Source organism: Lentzea californiensis, from assembly GCF_024648825.1.
Classification (GTDB): Bacteria; Actinomycetota; Actinomycetes; order Mycobacteriales; family Pseudonocardiaceae; genus Lentzea; species Lentzea californiensis.
Map to the genome: position 1 here is coordinate 172,941 of NZ_JANBBE010000002.1, position 15,862 is coordinate 188,802.

Below are 15,862 nucleotides of genomic sequence, written 5' to 3' on the forward strand. Positions count from 1 at the left end.
CTCGGAATGCCGGCACTGCCGCCGCCGGTGCTGTCGGAGCGACGCAAGACCAGGCAGCTGATGGTCGGCAACGTCGGTGTCGGCAGCGAGTTCCCCGTCTCCGTCCAGTCGATGACGACGACGCTCACGTCGGACGTCAACGCGACGTTGCAGCAGATCGCGGAGCTCACCGCGTCCGGCTGCGACATCGTGCGGGTCGCCTGCCCCTCGCAGGACGACGCGGACGCGTTGCCGGCGATCGCCAGGAAGTCCCAGATCCCCGTGATCGCCGACATCCACTTCCAGCCGAAGTACGTCTTCGCCGCCATCGAGGCCGGTTGTGCCGCGGTCCGGGTCAACCCGGGCAACATCCGCAAGTTCGACGACCAGGTGAAGGAGATCGCGGCCGCCGCCAAGGACCACGGCACCCCGATCCGGATCGGCGTCAACGCCGGTTCGCTCGACCCGCGCCTGCTCAAGAAGTACGGCAAGGCCACGCCCGAGGCGCTGGCCGAGTCGGCGATGTGGGAGGCGTCCCTCTTCGCGGAGCACGACTTCCACGACATCAAGATCTCCGTCAAGCACAACGACCCCGTCGTCATGGTGCGCGCGTACGAACTGCTGGCCGAGCAGTGCGACTACCCGCTGCACCTGGGCGTCACGGAGGCCGGCCCCGCCTTCCAGGGCACCATCAAGTCGGCCGTGGCCTTCGGCGCGCTGCTGCGCCAGGGCATCGGCGACACCATCCGGGTGTCGTTGTCCGCCCCGCCGGTCGAGGAGATCAAGGTCGGCCACCAGATCCTCCAGTCGCTCAACCTGCGCCCGCGCAAGCTGGAGATCGTCTCCTGCCCGTCGTGCGGCCGCGCCCAGGTCGACGTGTACACGCTCGCCGAGCAGGTCACGGCCGGTCTGGAGGGCATGGAGGTGCCACTGCGCGTCGCCGTCATGGGCTGCGTCGTGAACGGCCCCGGTGAGGCCCGCGAGGCCGACCTGGGTGTCGCCTCCGGCAACGGCAAGGGCCAGATCTTCGTGAAGGGCAAGGTCATCAAGACCGTGCCCGAGCACGCGATCGTGGAGACCCTCATCGAGGAGGCCATGCGCCTCGCCGAGGAGATGGAACCCGTCGAAGGCGGCACCCCGGCCGTCACGGTCGGCTGAGAACGCCACGCGGGGCCCTTTCGTACTGCATGAGAGTACGAAAGGGCCCCGCGTGCGTGTGAAAAGTGCCTGCGGTCACTGACAGTAGGCACTGTTGGCTGATGTCACGGACACGCCGAATCTGGCACGCTAGGTGACGTGCTGAGGCTTGCCGGAGCTCGCGTTCTCGACGAGCGCGACCTGATCGACGTGCGCGGGGTCTTCGACGACGACCCCGTGGCGGCGTGCATGGTCGCGGCACGGGTGGAAGTGGCGGGCCTCGACCCGTGGCGCCTGGGCGGCGAGATGTGGGGCTCCGACTCCAAGCCGATCAGGGGCAAGGTGGAGGGTCTCTGCTTCTCCGGCCCGAACCTGATCCCGCTCAAGGGCGGCGCGACGGCCATGCGCATGTTCGCCGACCGCGCCCGGCGCCGGGGCCGCATGTGCTCGAGCCTCGTCGGTCCGGCCGAGCAGGTCCTGACCCTCTGGGACGAGCTGCAGCCCGACTGGGGCCCGGCCAGGGAGGTCCGCGGGGACCAGCCGCTGATGGCCATCTCGACGGCCCCGAAGATCACCCCGGACCCGCACGTCCGCCAGGTCCGCCCGAGCGAGCTGAACCGCTACCTCCCCGCCGCCATCTCGATGTTCATCGAAGAGGTGGGCATCGACCCGTGCGCCGAGGACGGCGGCGCGGGCTACCGGGCGCGGGTGTCCGAGCTGATCGCCGCGGGCAGGGCCTTCGCCCGGTTCGAACACGGCGAGGTCGTCTTCAAGGCCGAGATCGGCGCCATGTCCAGCAAGGTCGGCCAGATCCAGGGCGTCTGGGTGCGTCCGGACCGCCGCGGCGAGGGCATCGGCACGGCGGGCACGGCGGCGGTGGCCGACCGGCTGACCAGGGTTCTCAACAGGACCGCGAGCCTCTACGTCAACGGTTACAACCACGTGGCGCAGGCCGCCTACCGGCGAATCGGATTCGAACAAGTCGGCCAGTACGCCACTGTCCTCTTCTGAACGGGCATACTCGCGCGAGTGCGCCTTCTCGCGACGATCACGGTGTTGCTGGTGACGGTGAGCGGCTGTGGGCTGTTCGAATCCGAACCAGGACCACCGGAGATCACCAACGACTTCCTGGCGAAGCTCGCGTCCGGTGACGTGCAGGGTGCCGCCGGGATGACGGACAACCCGAACGACGCCAAGGACACCCTCGAGAAGTTCCGGGGAGCGCTCAAGCCGGAAGGCCTGAGCAGCAAGGTCGACCAGATCCGCAAGAACGGCGAGCTGGCGTCCGAAGCGTCCGTCACGCTCGACTGGAACCTCGGCAAGAACCGCCACTGGACCTACCCGACCAAGTTCGACGTGCGCCAGGACGGCGGCACGTGGAAGGTGCACTGGGCGTCGTCGGTGGCGCACCCGAAGCTCGCACCGCAGCAGACGGTCAAGCTCGCCGAGCTCACGCCGGACCCGGCGCCGGTGCTCGACCGCGACGGCACGCCGTTGCTCGCTCCCGAACGCGTCGTCTCGGTGCTGCTCGTCGGCAAGGAGGCCGGGGACGTGGCGGCCGTCACGAAGTCCCTCGCGGACGCGCTGAACCCGCTCGACAAGGCCATCACCCAGCAGACGATCACCGACGGCGTGGGCAAGACCCCGGAGGGCCAGGCCTACCAGGTGGCGGCGCTGCGGGACGCGGACTACCAGTCGGTGAAGCCGAAGATCTACGACCTGCCCGGCGTGCGGTTCAGCTCGCAGACGTCGCTGCTGGCGCCGAGCCGCAACTTCGCCACCCAGGTGCTGCCCGCGGTGCGCAAGCTCGTCGAGAACGACATCGCCGGCAACGCGGGGTTCCGCGTCAGCACGGTCGACGCCCAGGGCACCGAGGTCGAGGAACTGCACTCGAAGGCCCCCGAGCCCGCCAAGGCCGTGAACATCGCGCTGTCGCGGGTGGTCCAGGCCGCCGCCGAGGACGCCGTCGAGCCGCTCACGCAGCCCACGATCCTGGTGGCCATCCAGCCGTCCACCGGCGACATCCTGGCCGTCGCGCAGAACGACCCGGCCGACGCCCAGGGCGCGCTCGCGCTGACCGGCCGCTTCCCGCCGGGCTCCACGATGAAGGCGGTCTCGGCGCTGGCCGCGATCCAGTCCGGCAAGGTCACCGCCGACACCCCGGTGCCGTGCCCCGGCAAGACCACCATCGACGGACGGCGGATCGTGCCGAACTCGAACGAGTTCGACAAGGGCACGATCCCGCTGCACTCCGCGTTCGCGTTCTCCTGCAACACCTCGTTCGCGCAGCTCGCCGTCGACATGCCGCCGGACCTGCTGCCGAGCGCCGCGCTGTCGCTGGGCCTCGGCGTCGACTTCGACATCGCGGGCCTCACCACGATCACCGGGTCCGTGCCGCCCGCGACGGACGTCGTGGAACGGGCCGAGGACGCGTTCGGCCAGGGCAAGGTGCTCGCCTCGCCGTTCGGCATGGCGCTCGTCTCGGCGTCGATCGTGAAGGGCTCGGTGCCGGTGCCGCAGCTGGTGCGGGGCAAGGAGACCAAAGCGGACGAACAGCCCACCGCGCCGCCCGTGGCCGCGCTGGACCCGGTGCGCGCCATGATGCGCGAGGTCGTCGAGTCGGGCACTGCACCGCAACTCAAGCCGTACGGAGACGTGCGGGGCAAGACTGGCACGGCGCAGTTCGGTGACGGCGTGCACTCACACGGGTGGTTCATGGGCTACCGGGGCGATCTCGCGTTCGCGACCCTGGTGCTCAGCGGGGAAACTTCGACACCGGCCGTGGAGGTGGCGGCGAGTTTCCTCAAGGCGGTGCCGTGATGAGCAAGACCAAGGACCTGACCACCCGTGAACGCCTGATCCGGGCCGGCATCCTGCTGCCCGTGCCCAGGCTGCCCGAGCCGAGGGCGGAGGACCAGGTTCAGGGCGTGCGGCGCGCACAAGGCTAATCTGGACTGCATGTCTGTTCGTGCCCCGCTGCAACCCGGTGTGCAATCTCCGCGACGTCAGGTGCCTTCGCGCATCGTGCGTCCCGAGTACGTCGACAAGCCCGCGCCGACGCGCGGCACCGACCCCTGGGTGCAGACGCCGGAGATCATCGAAGCCATGCGGATCGCCGGGCGCCTCGCCGCCCAGGCGCTGCAGGAGGCCGGCAAGGTCGTCGTGCCGGGCGTGACGACGGACGAGATCGACGCCGTGGCGCACGAGTTCCTGTGCGACAACGGCGCCTACCCGTCGACGCTGGGCTACCGCGGCTTCCCGAAGTCGTGCTGCACCTCGCTCAACGAGGTCATCTGCCACGGCATCCCGGACACCACCGTGGTCGAGGACGGCGACATCGTGAACATCGACGTCACCGCGTTCATCGGTGGCGTGCACGGCGACACGAACGCCACCTTCCTCGCGGGCAACGTCTCCGAGGAGGCCAAGCTCCTCGTCGAGCGCACGCACGAGGCGACGATGCGCGCCATCAAGGCCGTGAAGCCCGGCCGCGAGCTCAACGTCGTCGGCCGCGTCATCGAGGCGTACGCGAACCGGTTCGGCTACGGCGTGGTGCGCGACTTCACCGGCCACGGCATCGGCCGCACGTTCCACAGCGGCCTCGTGGTCCTGCACTACGACGAGCCGTCGGTGAAGACGGTGCTGGAACCCGGCATGACGTTCACGATCGAGCCGATGATCACGCTCGGGGACTACGAGGGCGAGATGTGGGACGACGGCTGGACCGTCACCACGAAGGACAAGAGCTGGACCGCTCAGTTCGAGCACACGATCGTCGTGACCGAGACAGGCTCGGAGATCCTCACAGTGTGCTGATCACTGCCTTCAGCGCGGCCGCGACAGCCGACGGCGACGTCGCGGCCGCCAGGTGGTGCGACTCCAGGCGCTCGACGGGCCAGCCGAGTTCAGTGGCGCGAGCCGCCGCGTCGTCGTAGACCGGCGACAGCTGCACGTACCCGCACGCCCCGGACCACTCGACGCTCGGGCGCTGTTCCTTCAGGAAGTCCCACGGCACCTCGGGTGCCTCGTCGCGCATCTCCTCGCGCAGGCCGGCGGGCACGAGCTTCAGCGGGTCCGAGTCGAACCAGCGGTCCCAGCGCGGCAGCTTGCCGTCCCGCACCGACGCCTTGACCTTCTCCACGAGGGCCGGGTCGACGGTCTCGCGCCACGACCTGCCCGGCGTCGGCAGGTCCGAGTCGAGGAACACCAGGCCCGCCACGTCCATTTCGAGTGCGTCGGCGAAGCACGGCAGCAACGGGCCCGCGCCGCTGTGGCCCACCAGCACCAGCGTGCCGCCGACGCCGGCGTCCTCCAGGGCGTCGGCGAAGGCGCCGATCAGCCGCTGGTGCACGGGCGCCTCGTTGATCCTCATCTGCAGGTCGACCAGCAGCACGGCCATCCCGTCGGAGGCCAGTTCGTCGGCGAGCGGGCGCATGCTCGACGGGCCGAGGAACGGGCTGTGCATGAGCACGACGGTGAGCATGGAGGTGATGATGGCAGCATTGGCGTCCATGCGGGGCGCGATGTTGATCTGTGGGACGACCTCGGACGCGGGCAAGAGCGTCCTGGTGGCCGGTCTGTGCCGCTTTCTGGCACGCCAGGGCGTCGACGTCGTGCCGTTCAAGGCGCAGAACATGTCGAACAACTCGTTCGTCACACTCGACGGCGGGGAAATCGGGCGGGCCCAGGCGGTGCAGGCGCGGGCGGCGTTCAAGGAGCCCAGCGTCCGGTTCAACCCGGTGCTGCTCAAGCCCGGCAGCGACCGCACGTCCCAGGTCGTCGTGCTCGGCCAGGCGGTCGGCGAGGTCTCGGCGCTGAGCTACCGCGAACGCAAGCAGCAGCTGCTCGGCACCGTCTTGTCCACTTTGGACGGGCTCAGGCGGGACCACGAGGTCGTGATCTGCGAGGGCGCGGGCTCGCCGGCCGAGATCAACCTGCGCCCCAACGACATCGCGAACATGGGCCTGGCCGTCAACGCGAACCTGCCGGTGCTCGTCGTCGGCGACATCGACCGCGGTGGCGTGTTCGCGCACCTCTTCGGCACGGTCGCGGTGCTGGACGCCGCGGACCAGGCGTTGATCTCCGGCTTCGTCGTCAACAAGTTCCGTGGCGACCAGCGCCTGCTCGAACCGGGCCTGAGGCAGCTCAAGCAGCTCACCGGGCGGCCGGTGCTCGGTGTGCTGCCGTGGAGCGAGGAACTCTGGCTCGACGCCGAGGACTCGTTGTCCTACAACGCGGACGGCGTGATCGGCAGGCCTCGGCCGCCCGTCAAGGACTGGCTGCGGGTCGCCGTGATCCGGTTGCCGCGCGTGTCGAACGCCACCGACGTCGAGGCGCTGGCCTGCGAGCCCGGTGTCTCGGTGCGGTTCGTGACGGAGCCGTCCCGGCTGGCCGACGCGGACCTGGTCGTGCTGCCCGGTTCGAAGGCCACCGTCTCCGACCTCGCCTGGTTGCGGGAAACCGGTCTGGCGCAGGCGATCGGGCGCTTCGACGGCCCGGTGCTCGGCATCTGCGGCGGGTTCCAGATGCTGTCCAAGCGGATCGAGGACGACGTGGAGTCGGGGTGCGGCGCCGTCGACGGCCTCGGCCTGCTCGACGTCGACATCCGCTTCCAGCCGCGCAAGACGCTCGCCACGCCGTCGGGCACCGCGTGGGACGAGCCCGTCACCGGCTACGAGATCCACCACGGCCAGGTCGTCCGCAGCGGGGAGACCCCGCTCATCGGTGACGAAGGTGCCCAGACCGAGCGTGTGCTCGGCACCCATTGGCACGGCCTGCTGGAGAACGACGCGTTCCGCCGCAGGTTCCTGCATTGGGCGGCCGAGCGCGCGGGCCGCGACTTCGAACCGGGCGAGGTGAGCTTCCAGGCCGCCCGCGAGGCCCAGCTGGACCTGCTGGGCGACCTGGTCGCCGATCACCTCGACACGAAGGCCGTCATCGACCTGCTGGAACGAGGGGCTCCGGCAGGGCTGCCGTTCGTGCCGCCCGGCGCCCCATCAGCTGCGGAATAGCCAGCCCGACCAGCACCAGGCCACCGGCGACGGCCTGCAGCCCGCTCAGGTCCTCGCCGAGGAACGCCCACGCCGAGAACATCCCGAACACCGGCACCAGCAACGAGAACGGCGCCACGACGGACGACTCGTACTGGCGCAGCAGGAATCCCCAGATGCCGAACCCGAGCAACGTCGAGATCCACGCGACGTACCCGACCGCGCCCACACCGGTCCAGTTGAGGCGGCCGAGCGCGCTCATGTCCTCCGTGAGCGCCGACAGGGCGAACAGCGGAAGCACCGCGACGGCACTCACCCACACCATGAACCGCAACGTGTCCGCCGGCCGTGCGTACCGCATCAGCACGTTCGACACGCCCCAGCAGGCCGCCGCCGCGATGAGCAGCGCGAACCCCAGCAGCGGCGACGAGAGGCCGTAGTCCCACGCGATCACCCCGATCCCGGCGAGGGCCAGTGCGATGCCGGTGATCTGCACGGGCTTCGGCCGTTCGCGCAGCACGACCGCCGCGAACACCGCCGTGAAGATGACCTGGCTCTGCAGCACCAGGCTCGACAGCCCCGCCGGCATGCCCGCCTTCAGTCCGATGAACAGGAAGCTGAACTTCGCGACGCCCAGCACCAGCCCGACCGAGATGACCCAGCGCCACGCCACCGACGGCCGGCCGATGAAGAAGATCGCGGGCACCGCCGCCGCGAGGAACCGCAGCGCCGAGAACAGGATCGGCGGGAACTCGTCCAGGCCGGCCTTGAGCACGACGAAGTTGAAGCCCCAGATGGCGGCGACCAGCACAGCGAGCAGGACGTGACGGGGACTCATGCCCTTAAGCTTGCGCCTGACAACTATTTAGCACTAGTTCCGATTTCTAAGGTTTTGGGTTTAGCATCGCTACATGCTCGATCTGGGAAGGCTGAAGGCCCTGCACGCCATCGCCGTGCACGGCACGGTCGGCGCGGCGGCCGAGGTGCTCGGCTACACGCCGTCCGCGGTGTCGCAGCAGATCGCCAAGCTCGAACGCGAGACCCGCACCACGCTGCTGGAACGCAGTGGCCGCGGCGTCCGCCTCACTGACGCCGCCCGCCTGCTCGCCGACACCGCGAGCCAGGTCCTCAAACTCGTCGAGGAGGCCGAGGTCGCGCTGGAGGAACAGCGGGGCGCCGCGATCGGCCGCCTCTGCATCGGCGCCTTCGCCACGGCCTCGCGTGGCCTGCTGCCCGACGTCCTGGTGCGCTTGGCCGAGCAGCACCCGGCCCTCGACGTGCGGCTCACGGAGATCGACCCGCCCTACGCCACCGAGGCCGTCGCCCGCGGCGAGCTCGACCTGGCGATCGTGCACGACTGGGCGAACACGCCCCTGCCCGTGCCGGAGTCGCTGTCGCGCGCGTTCCTCGTCAACGACGTCGCGGAGGTGCTGATCCCGGTCACGAACCCGTTGTCGCGCAAGGAATTCCTCGAACCGATCGACCTCGCCGGCGAGCGGTGGATCTGCCAGACCGAAGGCTCGATCTGCTTCGACTGGCTCGAGCGGACGTTTCACGGCGCGGGCATCGAACCGGTGGTGGCGTACCGGATCAGCGAGTACCGGACGCAGATCGCGTTGCTGGCCAAGGGGATCGGCGTGGCGCTGATCCCGCGGCTGGGCAGGGGAGAGGTGCCGGACAACGTCAAGGCCGTGCCGTTGCGGCCCACACCCACGCGGCGGCTGTACGCGGTGTGGCGGACCCAGGCCTCGCGCAGGCCCGCCATCACCGCGACTCTCGACGTGATCAAGCAGATGTCTTAGGGCGCGAGGACCACGTGCGGTTTCTTGGGGGACATCACCTTCAGCACCGCCTTGGCCTCGCGGACCACGCCGGCCATGTCCTTCTTGGTGGTCTTGAAGTACGGCTCGATCGTCAGCGTCGCCGCGTCCTTGTTCTCCACCACGTTCCAGGTGCCGCGCAGGAACCCGTCCACGAGGAACGTCGGCGGGAACACGCCGTTGCGCACCGCGCCCCAGCGCGACCGCGCCTCCTCGCTCATGATCCGCTTGCGGTCGGCGTGCCCCAGCAGCACGTTGTCGAACGCGGGCAGCAGCCGTGCGGGTGCCGGCACGTCCTCGGAGACGATCACGCCGTCCGGCACGTCGAGCAGCACCTTGCCGTCCTCGTTCTTGTACTCCACCAGGTCGAGGTCCGCCGCGTGCGCCTTGAGCCCGATCAGCCGGGACCAGGCCTGCATGTCCGCGAGCGTCGCCGGTCCGAACGCCCGCAGGTACCGCTTGATCAGCTCCGGCACCGCGGCCCGTTCGGGAAGCTCGCGGCCGAGCCACGAGGCCATCGCGACGTTCTGCGGAATGCCGCCCACGCCCCAGATCCCGCGCGGCGGCACCTGGATCATCGGCACCAGCATCTGCGCCTGCGTGGACATCTCGCGGGCCTTGGCCTCGGGGAAGTGCTCCTCGAGGTGCGCGCCGATCTCCGCGACCGTGCGGGGTTCGGCGTCGATGTACTCGCGGGTGATCCGCGCCAGCTTGTCGAGGTCGATCTCGACCCGCGTGGCGGGCGGCATCACGATCTTCGCCCACTTGTTGAGCTCCGGCTGCAACGCCGTGCGCATCAGGTACACGTCGTCGGCCGAGATCAGGTGCAACGTGCCGCGCCACAACGTCATCCGCACCAGCGAACGGTCGATGATGAGCTTGCTCAGCGCGTCGACCTTGAACGGCTTGAGCCGCGTCCACAGCGCGAGGTACGGCGGGATCGGAGCCTGGGCCTGAAGGCCGCCGAGGTGCTCGACGGCCTCGACGATCGGCATGGACGTCCGCTCCAGGAGCAGTTGCCGCGCCAGGAGGGTCCGGTTGAGGGTGCGGTTCGACAGTGTTGTGCTCACAGTGATTCGAAGAACTTCCTGATGTCTTGGACCAGCAGGTCCGGCTCCTCCATCGCGGCGAAGTGACCGCCGCGGTCGAACTCGGTCCAGTGCACGATCGACGGGATCATCTTCTCCGCCAGCGACCGCACCGGCAGGCTCAGGTCGTGCGGAAAGATCGCGACGCCGGTCGGCACGGTCGACGGCTGCTGCTGACCCCAGGTCGCCGACTGCTCCTTGTACAGCGCCGCCGACGAGCCCGCCGTGCCGGTGAACCAGTAGACGGACACGTTGGTCAGCATCTGGTCGCGGTCCACCGCGTCCTCGGGCGCGCCGTCGTTGTCCGTCCAGTCGTGGAACTTCTCCGCGATCCACGCGAGCTGCCCGACGGCCGAGTCCGTCAGCGCGTACGACAGCGTGCGCGGCCTGCTGCGTTGCAGGTGCATGTAGCCGGAGAGCTCTTTCTGGTAGTGGTCGAGTGACTCCAGCGCGCGCAGCTCCTCGTCCGACAGGTCGTTGACGCCCTGCGGCCGGAAGGTCTGCAGCATGTTCACGTGCACGCCGATGACCTGCTCGGGGAACACCCGGCCGATCTCCTGCGCGATGCCCGAACCCCAGTCGCCGCCCTGCGTGCCGTAGCGGTCGTAGCCCAGGCCCTCCATCAGCTTCGCGAACGCCCACGAGACGCGCAGGACGTTCCAGCCGGGCTTGCGGACCGGGCCCGAGAAGCCGAAGCCGGGGATCGACGGGATGACGAGGTGGAAGTCCTCGGACAGCGGCTCGATCACGTTCAGGAACTCGACGAACGAACCGGGCCAGCCGTGGACGAGCAGCAGCGGTGTCGCGTCCGGGTTCTTCGAGCGGACGTGCAGGAAGTGGATGCGCTGCCCGCTGATCTCGGTCGTGAACTGGGGGTGGGAGTTGATCCGCTCCTCCTGCGCGCGCCAGTCGAACCCGTCGCGCCAGTACTCGGCGAGCGGGCGCAGGTAGCTCAGCGGGATGCCGTAGGACCAGCCGACGCCCGGCAGGTCCTCCTCGGGCCAGCGCGTGCCGGCCAGGCGGGAGCGGAGGTCGTCGATCTCCGCCTGCGGGATCTCGATGCGGAACGGCGTGATCTCCATGGCCCCCACGCTATGAGCTCATGCGGACAGCGCTTGTCCGCGATTTGTGACACATCCACAATCCTTGCCGGTCTATTTCGCGCCCAGGTGGGCGCCTCCCGGCGCCGCCCCCACGCCCCCATATGCCCGATATGAGGGCGTGGGGGCGGCACCGCGATGCACCCGCCTGGCCCCGAAATAGGCCGACAAGGGTTAGTGGACGCGCCACTAGCAGAACTTCTCGATCAGCTCCTCGAAGAAACCGCCCGCCTCGATCGCCGCCTTCTCCTGGTCGCCGTCCCGGACCGCGTGCAGCAGCCCGGTGTGCGACACCTGGTCCTGGCCGGGCTGGCTGGTGTCGACAGAGGCCGCCACCGAAGCTTTGACCGCCTCGGTCAAGCCCTGGTAGAGCTCGGCTAGAAGCGTGTTGTGGGAGCACTGCACGAGCAGCACGTGGAACGCGGTGTCGTGCTCGATCACCTCGGCCCACTGCTCGCCCTCCATCGCCGCGTCGCGCTTCTGCAGCAACTCGGTGAGGCGCGCCAGCTCGGCGTCCGTGCGGTGCTTCGCGGCCAGGCGCGCGCCCTCCACCTCGAGGGTGCGGCGGACCTGGAGCACTTCCTTCAGTTCGGTCCCGCACATGCGGCGGACGGCGCCGGAGATCTCGCTGGTCGCGCGGACGAACGTGCCGTCGCCCTGCCGCACCTCCAGCAGTCCGGCGTGGGAGAGCGCGCGCACGGCCTCTCTGACCGTGTTCCGCCCCACCCCGAGCGCGGTGACCAGCTCGGGTTCGGGCGGGATGCGCTGCCCGACGGGCCATTCACCAGTCGTGATCGCGCCGCGCATCTGCTCGATCACCTGGTCGACGAGACCCGCCCGTCGGGTAGTGGCCAACGGCACAGCGTCATCCTTTCATCCGAACATCCTACGTCTGCGATAGTGGCTCGCGTGACGATGAAGCAGACGACTCTTGCCGCACAGACTGCCACCGATCCAGGTCGCAGGGTGACGGTCGTCAAGAATCGTCACGTTCCGCTGGTCGGGTCCACGTTGCTCGCGATCGGGGTCGCCCTCGCTGCCGCGAATCTCCGGCCTGCGGTGACCAGTCTGGCCTCGGTCCTGGGTGATGTCCGCGCCGCCCTTGGGGTTTCGGCCGCTTGGACCAGTGCGCTGACGGCCGTTCCGGCGCTTTGTTTCGGCTTCGCGGCGTTCGCGGCCCCCTGGCTGGGTCGCCGCCTCGGCATGGCTCGTGCGATCGGACTGTCACTGGGGGTGCTCACGCTCGGCCTCGTACTGCGCGTGATCGACGGTCCGTGGGTCGTGCTGGGCGGCACCTTCATCGCGTGTGCGGGCATCGCGGTGTCCAACGTGCTGATCCCGGTGGTGGTGAAGGCGTCCTTCCCGAACAAGGTCGGGCTGCTCACCGGCGTGTACACGGGAACGCTCTCCGCGGGTGCGGCCTTGGCCGCCGCGCTGACTCCTCGGATGGAGGAGTGGCTCGGCTCGTGGCGCCTGGCCGTCGGCGCGTGGGCGCTGTTGTCGGCCGGTGCGCTGGTCGTGTGGTTCGCCGGGGCCCGGCACGGTGCCGCGTCGACCGTGGTGCGGTCGGTCGCGCCGGTGGAGAAGCGGTCCTTGCTGCGCAGCCCGCTGGCGTGGGTGATCACGGTGTTCTTCGGGCTGCAGTCGCTGTTCGCCTACACCGTCATGGGCTGGCTGCCCGCGATGCTCGTCGACTCCGGTGTCGACCGGAACACCGCCGGCATGCTGCTCGCCGTCTCGATGCTGCTGAGCGTTCCGGTGAGCCTGTTCGTGCCGCCGATCGCCGCCCGGTTCTCCAGTCAGGGACCGATGGTCCTCGCGTTGGGCGTGCTGTCGTTCGGCGGGATCCTGGGCATGCTGGTGGCGCCCGCTGCCGCACCGGGGCTCTGGGTGGTGCTGATCGGGTTCGGCATGGGCATGTTCCCGCTGGCGCTGCTGGTGATGTCGCTGCGCACCAAGTCCACTTCGGACACCGCGCGGCTGTCGGCGATGGCGCAGAGCATCGGTTACCTGATCGCGGCTTCCGGGCCGTTCGCGTTCGGCGTGCTGCGTGAGGCCACCGGGACGTGGACCACGTCGTTGACGTTGCAGCTGGTGCTGCTCGTCGCGCTGACCGTGCTCGGCATGATCGCCGGGCGTCCCCGGTACGTCTAGGCCCTGTCCCGGCCAGCCGGTCAGGAATCAAGAAGCTTCGCGTCGGCGCTGGTCCTAGCGTTGCCGGCATGGACATCACCATTCAGGCCACGTTCCTCCCGCACACCGACCCCGAGGCCTCGCTCGCGTTCTACCGCGACCTGCTCGGCTGGGAGGTCCGCGCCGACGTCGGCCGGGGCACGATGCGGTGGGTCACCGTCGCACCGGCCGGTAGCGGCTCCGCCGTGGTCCTGGAACCGCCTGCCATGGCCGAAGGGCTCACGGACGGTCAACGGACCGCGATCGCCGAGATGATCGAGAACGGGTCGTACGCGTTCATCAACCTGGTCACGCCGGATCTCGACGGCGCGTTCGACAAGCTCCAGGCCGGTGGTGCTGACGTCGTGCAGGAACCGGCCGACCAGCCGTGGGGTGCGCGGGACTGCGTGTTCCGCGATCCCGCGGGGAACACGGTCCGGATCCAGCAGGCCCAGCCTGCCTAGTTGGAGACGAAACCGCGGTGCAGCACCGCGAGCTGGTCGGCGAGGTAACGGGCCCAGGCCTGGGCGCGGTCCCAGTCCGGCGCCTCGCCGCCGAAGCTGATCGGCCCGCTCGCGCCCAGCTTGCGGACCATGCGCGTGACGTCGTTCGGCACGGGAGGCGTGCCGCGGTGGAACAACCAGATGGGCGTGCGCTTGAGGTAGACCCTGTGCCGCTTCACGAACCGTTGCGCGTCGCGGGCCGCGACGTCACCCAAGATCACGGCACCGAACCCGTGCAGCGATTCGGCCGCGGCGACCGGGAGCACGGTGACTCTCAGCCCGCAGCCCGCGAGTTCGGTGCCGATGATCTCGGCGATCTCGTCCGTGGCAGCTGTTTTCGACGTGTAGGCGACGAGGACTCTGTCTGTCATCGCTGCATCGTCGTTGGTGCCGCTCGTTTTGGGCAGCGGCGTAAGTCCCTGTCCTTCAGGGAATTCAGTCCAGCGGCAGGTTCAGGAGCGCGTTCTCGACCAGTTCAGGCATTGCCGGATGGATCCAGTACTGGCCACGTGCCATGGACTTCGCGTCCAGGCCGAAGCTCATCGCCTGGATCAGCGGCTGGATCACCGACGAGGCCTGCGGCCCGATGATGTGCGCGCCGAGGAGCTGACCGGTGGCCGGGTCCGCGATCAGTTTCGCGAAGCCGGTCGTGTCCTCCATGGCCCAGCCGTACGCGATGGAGGCGTAGGCCTGGCTGGCCGTGACGTAACGGATGCCCTTCTCCTTGGCCTGTTCCTCGGTCAGGCCGACGCTCGCGATCTGCGGGCTGGAGAAGACGGCGGCCGGCACGAAGCGGTGGTCGCTCTTGATCTGGTCGTCGGGGTGCAGCAGGTTGTGCTGGACGACCTTGGACTCGTGGTTGGCGACATGCTTGAGCTGGTAGTCCGAGCTGATGTCGCCGAGGGCGAAGATGTGCGGCTGGCTCGTGCGCTGGTACTCGTCGACCTTGACGCGACCGTCGCCGTGCTGGTCGAGGCCGGCGTTCTGGACCTGGAGCAGGTCGCTGTTGGGCTGCCTGCCCGTTGCGATGAGAAGTTGTTGTGCCTCAACGGTTTCCTCGCCGTTGGGGCCTTCCAGGTGGAGCTTCACACCGGTCGCGGTCTTCTCGGCGCGGGTGGTCTTGCGGTTGAGCAGGACGTTCCACTTGCCCTTGGCGACCTCGGTGAAGCGCTGGGCGATCTCCAGGTCCTCGTGACGGAGGAGGAGGTTCGACCGGGCGATCACGGTGACCTCGACGCCGAAGCTGCTGAAGACGTGCGCGAACTCCGAGGCGATGAAACCGCTGCCGACGATGATCAGGCTCTCGGGGAGTTCGTCGAGGCGCATGACGGTGTCGCTCGTGTGGAAACCCGTGGTGTCCAGGTCCGCGATGTCCGGGACGGTCGGACGGCTGCCCGCGGCCACGACGATCCGGTCGGCGGTGATCGTCTCGCCGGTGCCCGTGTCGATCGTGTGCGCGTCGATGAAGTGCGCGGTGCCCTCGTAGACCGTCACGTTCGCGTTCTCGTTGGCGCGCCAGTTGCGGCCGCCCTCCGCGATCGGGTCGATCCTGTTGAAGATCCTGTCTCGGATCTCTGGCCAGTGGACGGTGTCCAGGGTGGCGTCCACGCCCAGCTTCTTGGCGTTGGCCGGGGCTGCGGCCTGGTCTGCTGTGTGGACGAACATCTTGGTGGGGATGCAGCCCACGTTGAGGCAGGTGCCACCGAAGGTGCCCTTTTCCAGGATGGCGATCTGCCAGCCTGCCATGGCTTCCGTCGGGATGCTGTTGCCGGAGCCGGTGCCGATTATGACCAGGTCGAAGTGCCTCACGTGAGGATCCAACCACTTTGGGGGTGGGGGTGTTCCCTGGATGGGGGTTGTGGAGGGCTTACGGGGGTGGCTGGGCGGGATGCGACCGGGCGGGTGGTCACCTTGCGGGCGGCCTGGTCGCCTTGCGTGCTTCCCCTGGGGGCTCTGCCCCCAGACCCCCGGCAATCTGATCGGGGGTGGCGCCGCGGGCGGGTTGATGGCACGCCTGTTGCGTTGGGCGGCTGCCGGTTGGTTTGAGGGTGCGTTTGGCGGTGGGGTCCCGTC

At 69.1% G+C, this 15,862-nt stretch carries 16 protein-coding genes; 9 read left to right on the forward strand and 7 right to left on the reverse strand.

The genetic code is table 11. The features are described from left to right. Window positions 1-6: 6 nt before the first annotated feature. The 5 genes from ispG (at window position 7) to map (ending at window position 4,932) form a co-directional block, all read left to right on the forward strand. On the forward strand, window positions 7-1,137 hold the full coding sequence (gene ispG, locus LX88_RS11690; protein ID WP_036016096.1) for a flavodoxin-dependent (E)-4-hydroxy-3-methylbut-2-enyl-diphosphate synthase: 1,131 nt from the start codon (window positions 7-9) through the stop codon (window positions 1,135-1,137). 138 nt (window positions 1,138-1,275) lie between these two features. Next, window positions 1,276-2,127 (forward strand): GNAT family N-acetyltransferase, encoded by an 852-nt coding sequence (locus LX88_RS11695; protein ID WP_258947806.1) that lies wholly within the window; start codon window positions 1,276-1,278, stop codon window positions 2,125-2,127. An 18-nt stretch (window positions 2,128-2,145) separates the two neighbouring features. Continuing rightward, the gene (locus LX88_RS11700) at window positions 2,146-3,936 is read left to right on the forward strand and encodes a penicillin-binding transpeptidase domain-containing protein (RefSeq protein WP_258947807.1); all 1,791 of its coding nucleotides are present in this window, start codon (window positions 2,146-2,148) and stop codon (window positions 3,934-3,936) included. Continuing rightward, complete coding sequence (locus LX88_RS11705) at window positions 3,936-4,064, forward strand: hypothetical protein (RefSeq protein ID WP_256241091.1); 129 nt, start codon at window positions 3,936-3,938, stop codon at window positions 4,062-4,064. Before LX88_RS11700 ends, LX88_RS11705 begins: the two co-directional genes overlap by 1 nt. Window positions 4,065-4,074: 10 nt before the next feature. Beyond that, window positions 4,075-4,932, forward strand: a complete 858-nt coding sequence (gene map, locus LX88_RS11710) for a type I methionyl aminopeptidase (RefSeq protein WP_258947808.1) — start codon at window positions 4,075-4,077, stop codon at window positions 4,930-4,932. Here the strand turns inward: map and LX88_RS11715 are convergent. Then, window positions 4,919-5,599, reverse strand: coding sequence for an alpha/beta fold hydrolase (locus LX88_RS11715; protein ID WP_258947809.1), 681 nt, complete (start codon window positions 5,597-5,599; stop codon window positions 4,919-4,921). The two genes, map and LX88_RS11715, sit on opposite strands and share 14 nt — an antisense overlap. 28 nt (window positions 5,600-5,627) lie before the next feature. Here LX88_RS11715 and LX88_RS11720 point away from each other — a divergent pair, with 28 nt between their 5' ends. Next, complete coding sequence (locus LX88_RS11720; protein WP_258948229.1) at window positions 5,628-7,127, forward strand: cobyric acid synthase; 1,500 nt, start codon at window positions 5,628-5,630, stop codon at window positions 7,125-7,127. Here the strand turns inward: LX88_RS11720 and LX88_RS11725 are convergent. Then, window positions 7,051-7,944, reverse strand: coding sequence for an EamA family transporter (locus LX88_RS11725; protein WP_258947810.1), 894 nt, complete (start codon window positions 7,942-7,944; stop codon window positions 7,051-7,053). The two genes, LX88_RS11720 and LX88_RS11725, sit on opposite strands and share 77 nt — an antisense overlap. A 73-nt stretch (window positions 7,945-8,017) precedes the next feature. Here LX88_RS11725 and LX88_RS11730 point away from each other — a divergent pair, with 73 nt between their 5' ends. After that, entirely contained in the window at window positions 8,018-8,908 is an 891-nt protein-coding gene (locus LX88_RS11730; RefSeq protein ID WP_258947811.1) for a LysR family transcriptional regulator, read from the forward strand. On the opposite strand, the gene LX88_RS11735 is transcribed toward LX88_RS11730, so the two are convergent. From LX88_RS11735 to LX88_RS11745, 3 genes are all read right to left on the reverse strand, one after another. Further along, window positions 8,905-9,996 (reverse strand): winged helix DNA-binding domain-containing protein, encoded by a 1,092-nt coding sequence (locus tag LX88_RS11735; RefSeq protein ID WP_258947812.1) that lies wholly within the window; start codon window positions 9,994-9,996, stop codon window positions 8,905-8,907. The two genes, LX88_RS11730 and LX88_RS11735, sit on opposite strands and share 4 nt — an antisense overlap. Next, window positions 9,993-11,096 carry an epoxide hydrolase family protein gene (locus LX88_RS11740; RefSeq protein ID WP_258947813.1) on the reverse strand — a complete coding sequence of 368 codons (1,104 nt, stop codon included), beginning with the start codon at window positions 11,094-11,096 and terminating at the stop codon, window positions 9,993-9,995. Before LX88_RS11740 ends, LX88_RS11735 begins: the two co-directional genes overlap by 4 nt. A gap of 207 nt (window positions 11,097-11,303) precedes the next feature. Further along, on the reverse strand, window positions 11,304-11,975 hold the full coding sequence (locus LX88_RS11745; RefSeq protein ID WP_090074208.1) for a FadR/GntR family transcriptional regulator: 672 nt from the start codon (window positions 11,973-11,975) through the stop codon (window positions 11,304-11,306). Window positions 11,976-12,029: 54 nt separating this feature from the next. Here LX88_RS11745 and LX88_RS11750 point away from each other — a divergent pair, with 54 nt between their 5' ends. Both LX88_RS11750 and LX88_RS11755 read left to right on the forward strand, forming a co-directional pair. Next, window positions 12,030-13,268: an MFS transporter gene (locus tag LX88_RS11750; RefSeq protein ID WP_258948230.1), complete on the forward strand. Its 1,239-nt coding sequence runs from the start codon at window positions 12,030-12,032 to the stop codon at window positions 13,266-13,268. Between the two features lie 68 nt (window positions 13,269-13,336). Beyond that, window positions 13,337-13,750, forward strand: a complete 414-nt coding sequence (locus LX88_RS11755; RefSeq protein WP_258947814.1) for a VOC family protein — start codon at window positions 13,337-13,339, stop codon at window positions 13,748-13,750. On the opposite strand, the gene LX88_RS11760 is transcribed toward LX88_RS11755, so the two are convergent. Both LX88_RS11760 and LX88_RS11765 read right to left on the reverse strand, forming a co-directional pair. After that, entirely contained in the window at window positions 13,747-14,160 is a 414-nt protein-coding gene (locus tag LX88_RS11760; protein WP_258947815.1) for an NADPH-dependent FMN reductase family protein, read from the reverse strand. The genes LX88_RS11755 and LX88_RS11760 overlap by 4 nt on opposite strands. A 64-nt stretch (window positions 14,161-14,224) precedes the next feature. Further along, window positions 14,225-15,598, reverse strand: a complete 1,374-nt coding sequence (locus LX88_RS11765; RefSeq protein WP_258947816.1) for a mycothione reductase — start codon at window positions 15,596-15,598, stop codon at window positions 14,225-14,227. Window positions 15,599-15,862: the final 264 nt, after the last annotated feature.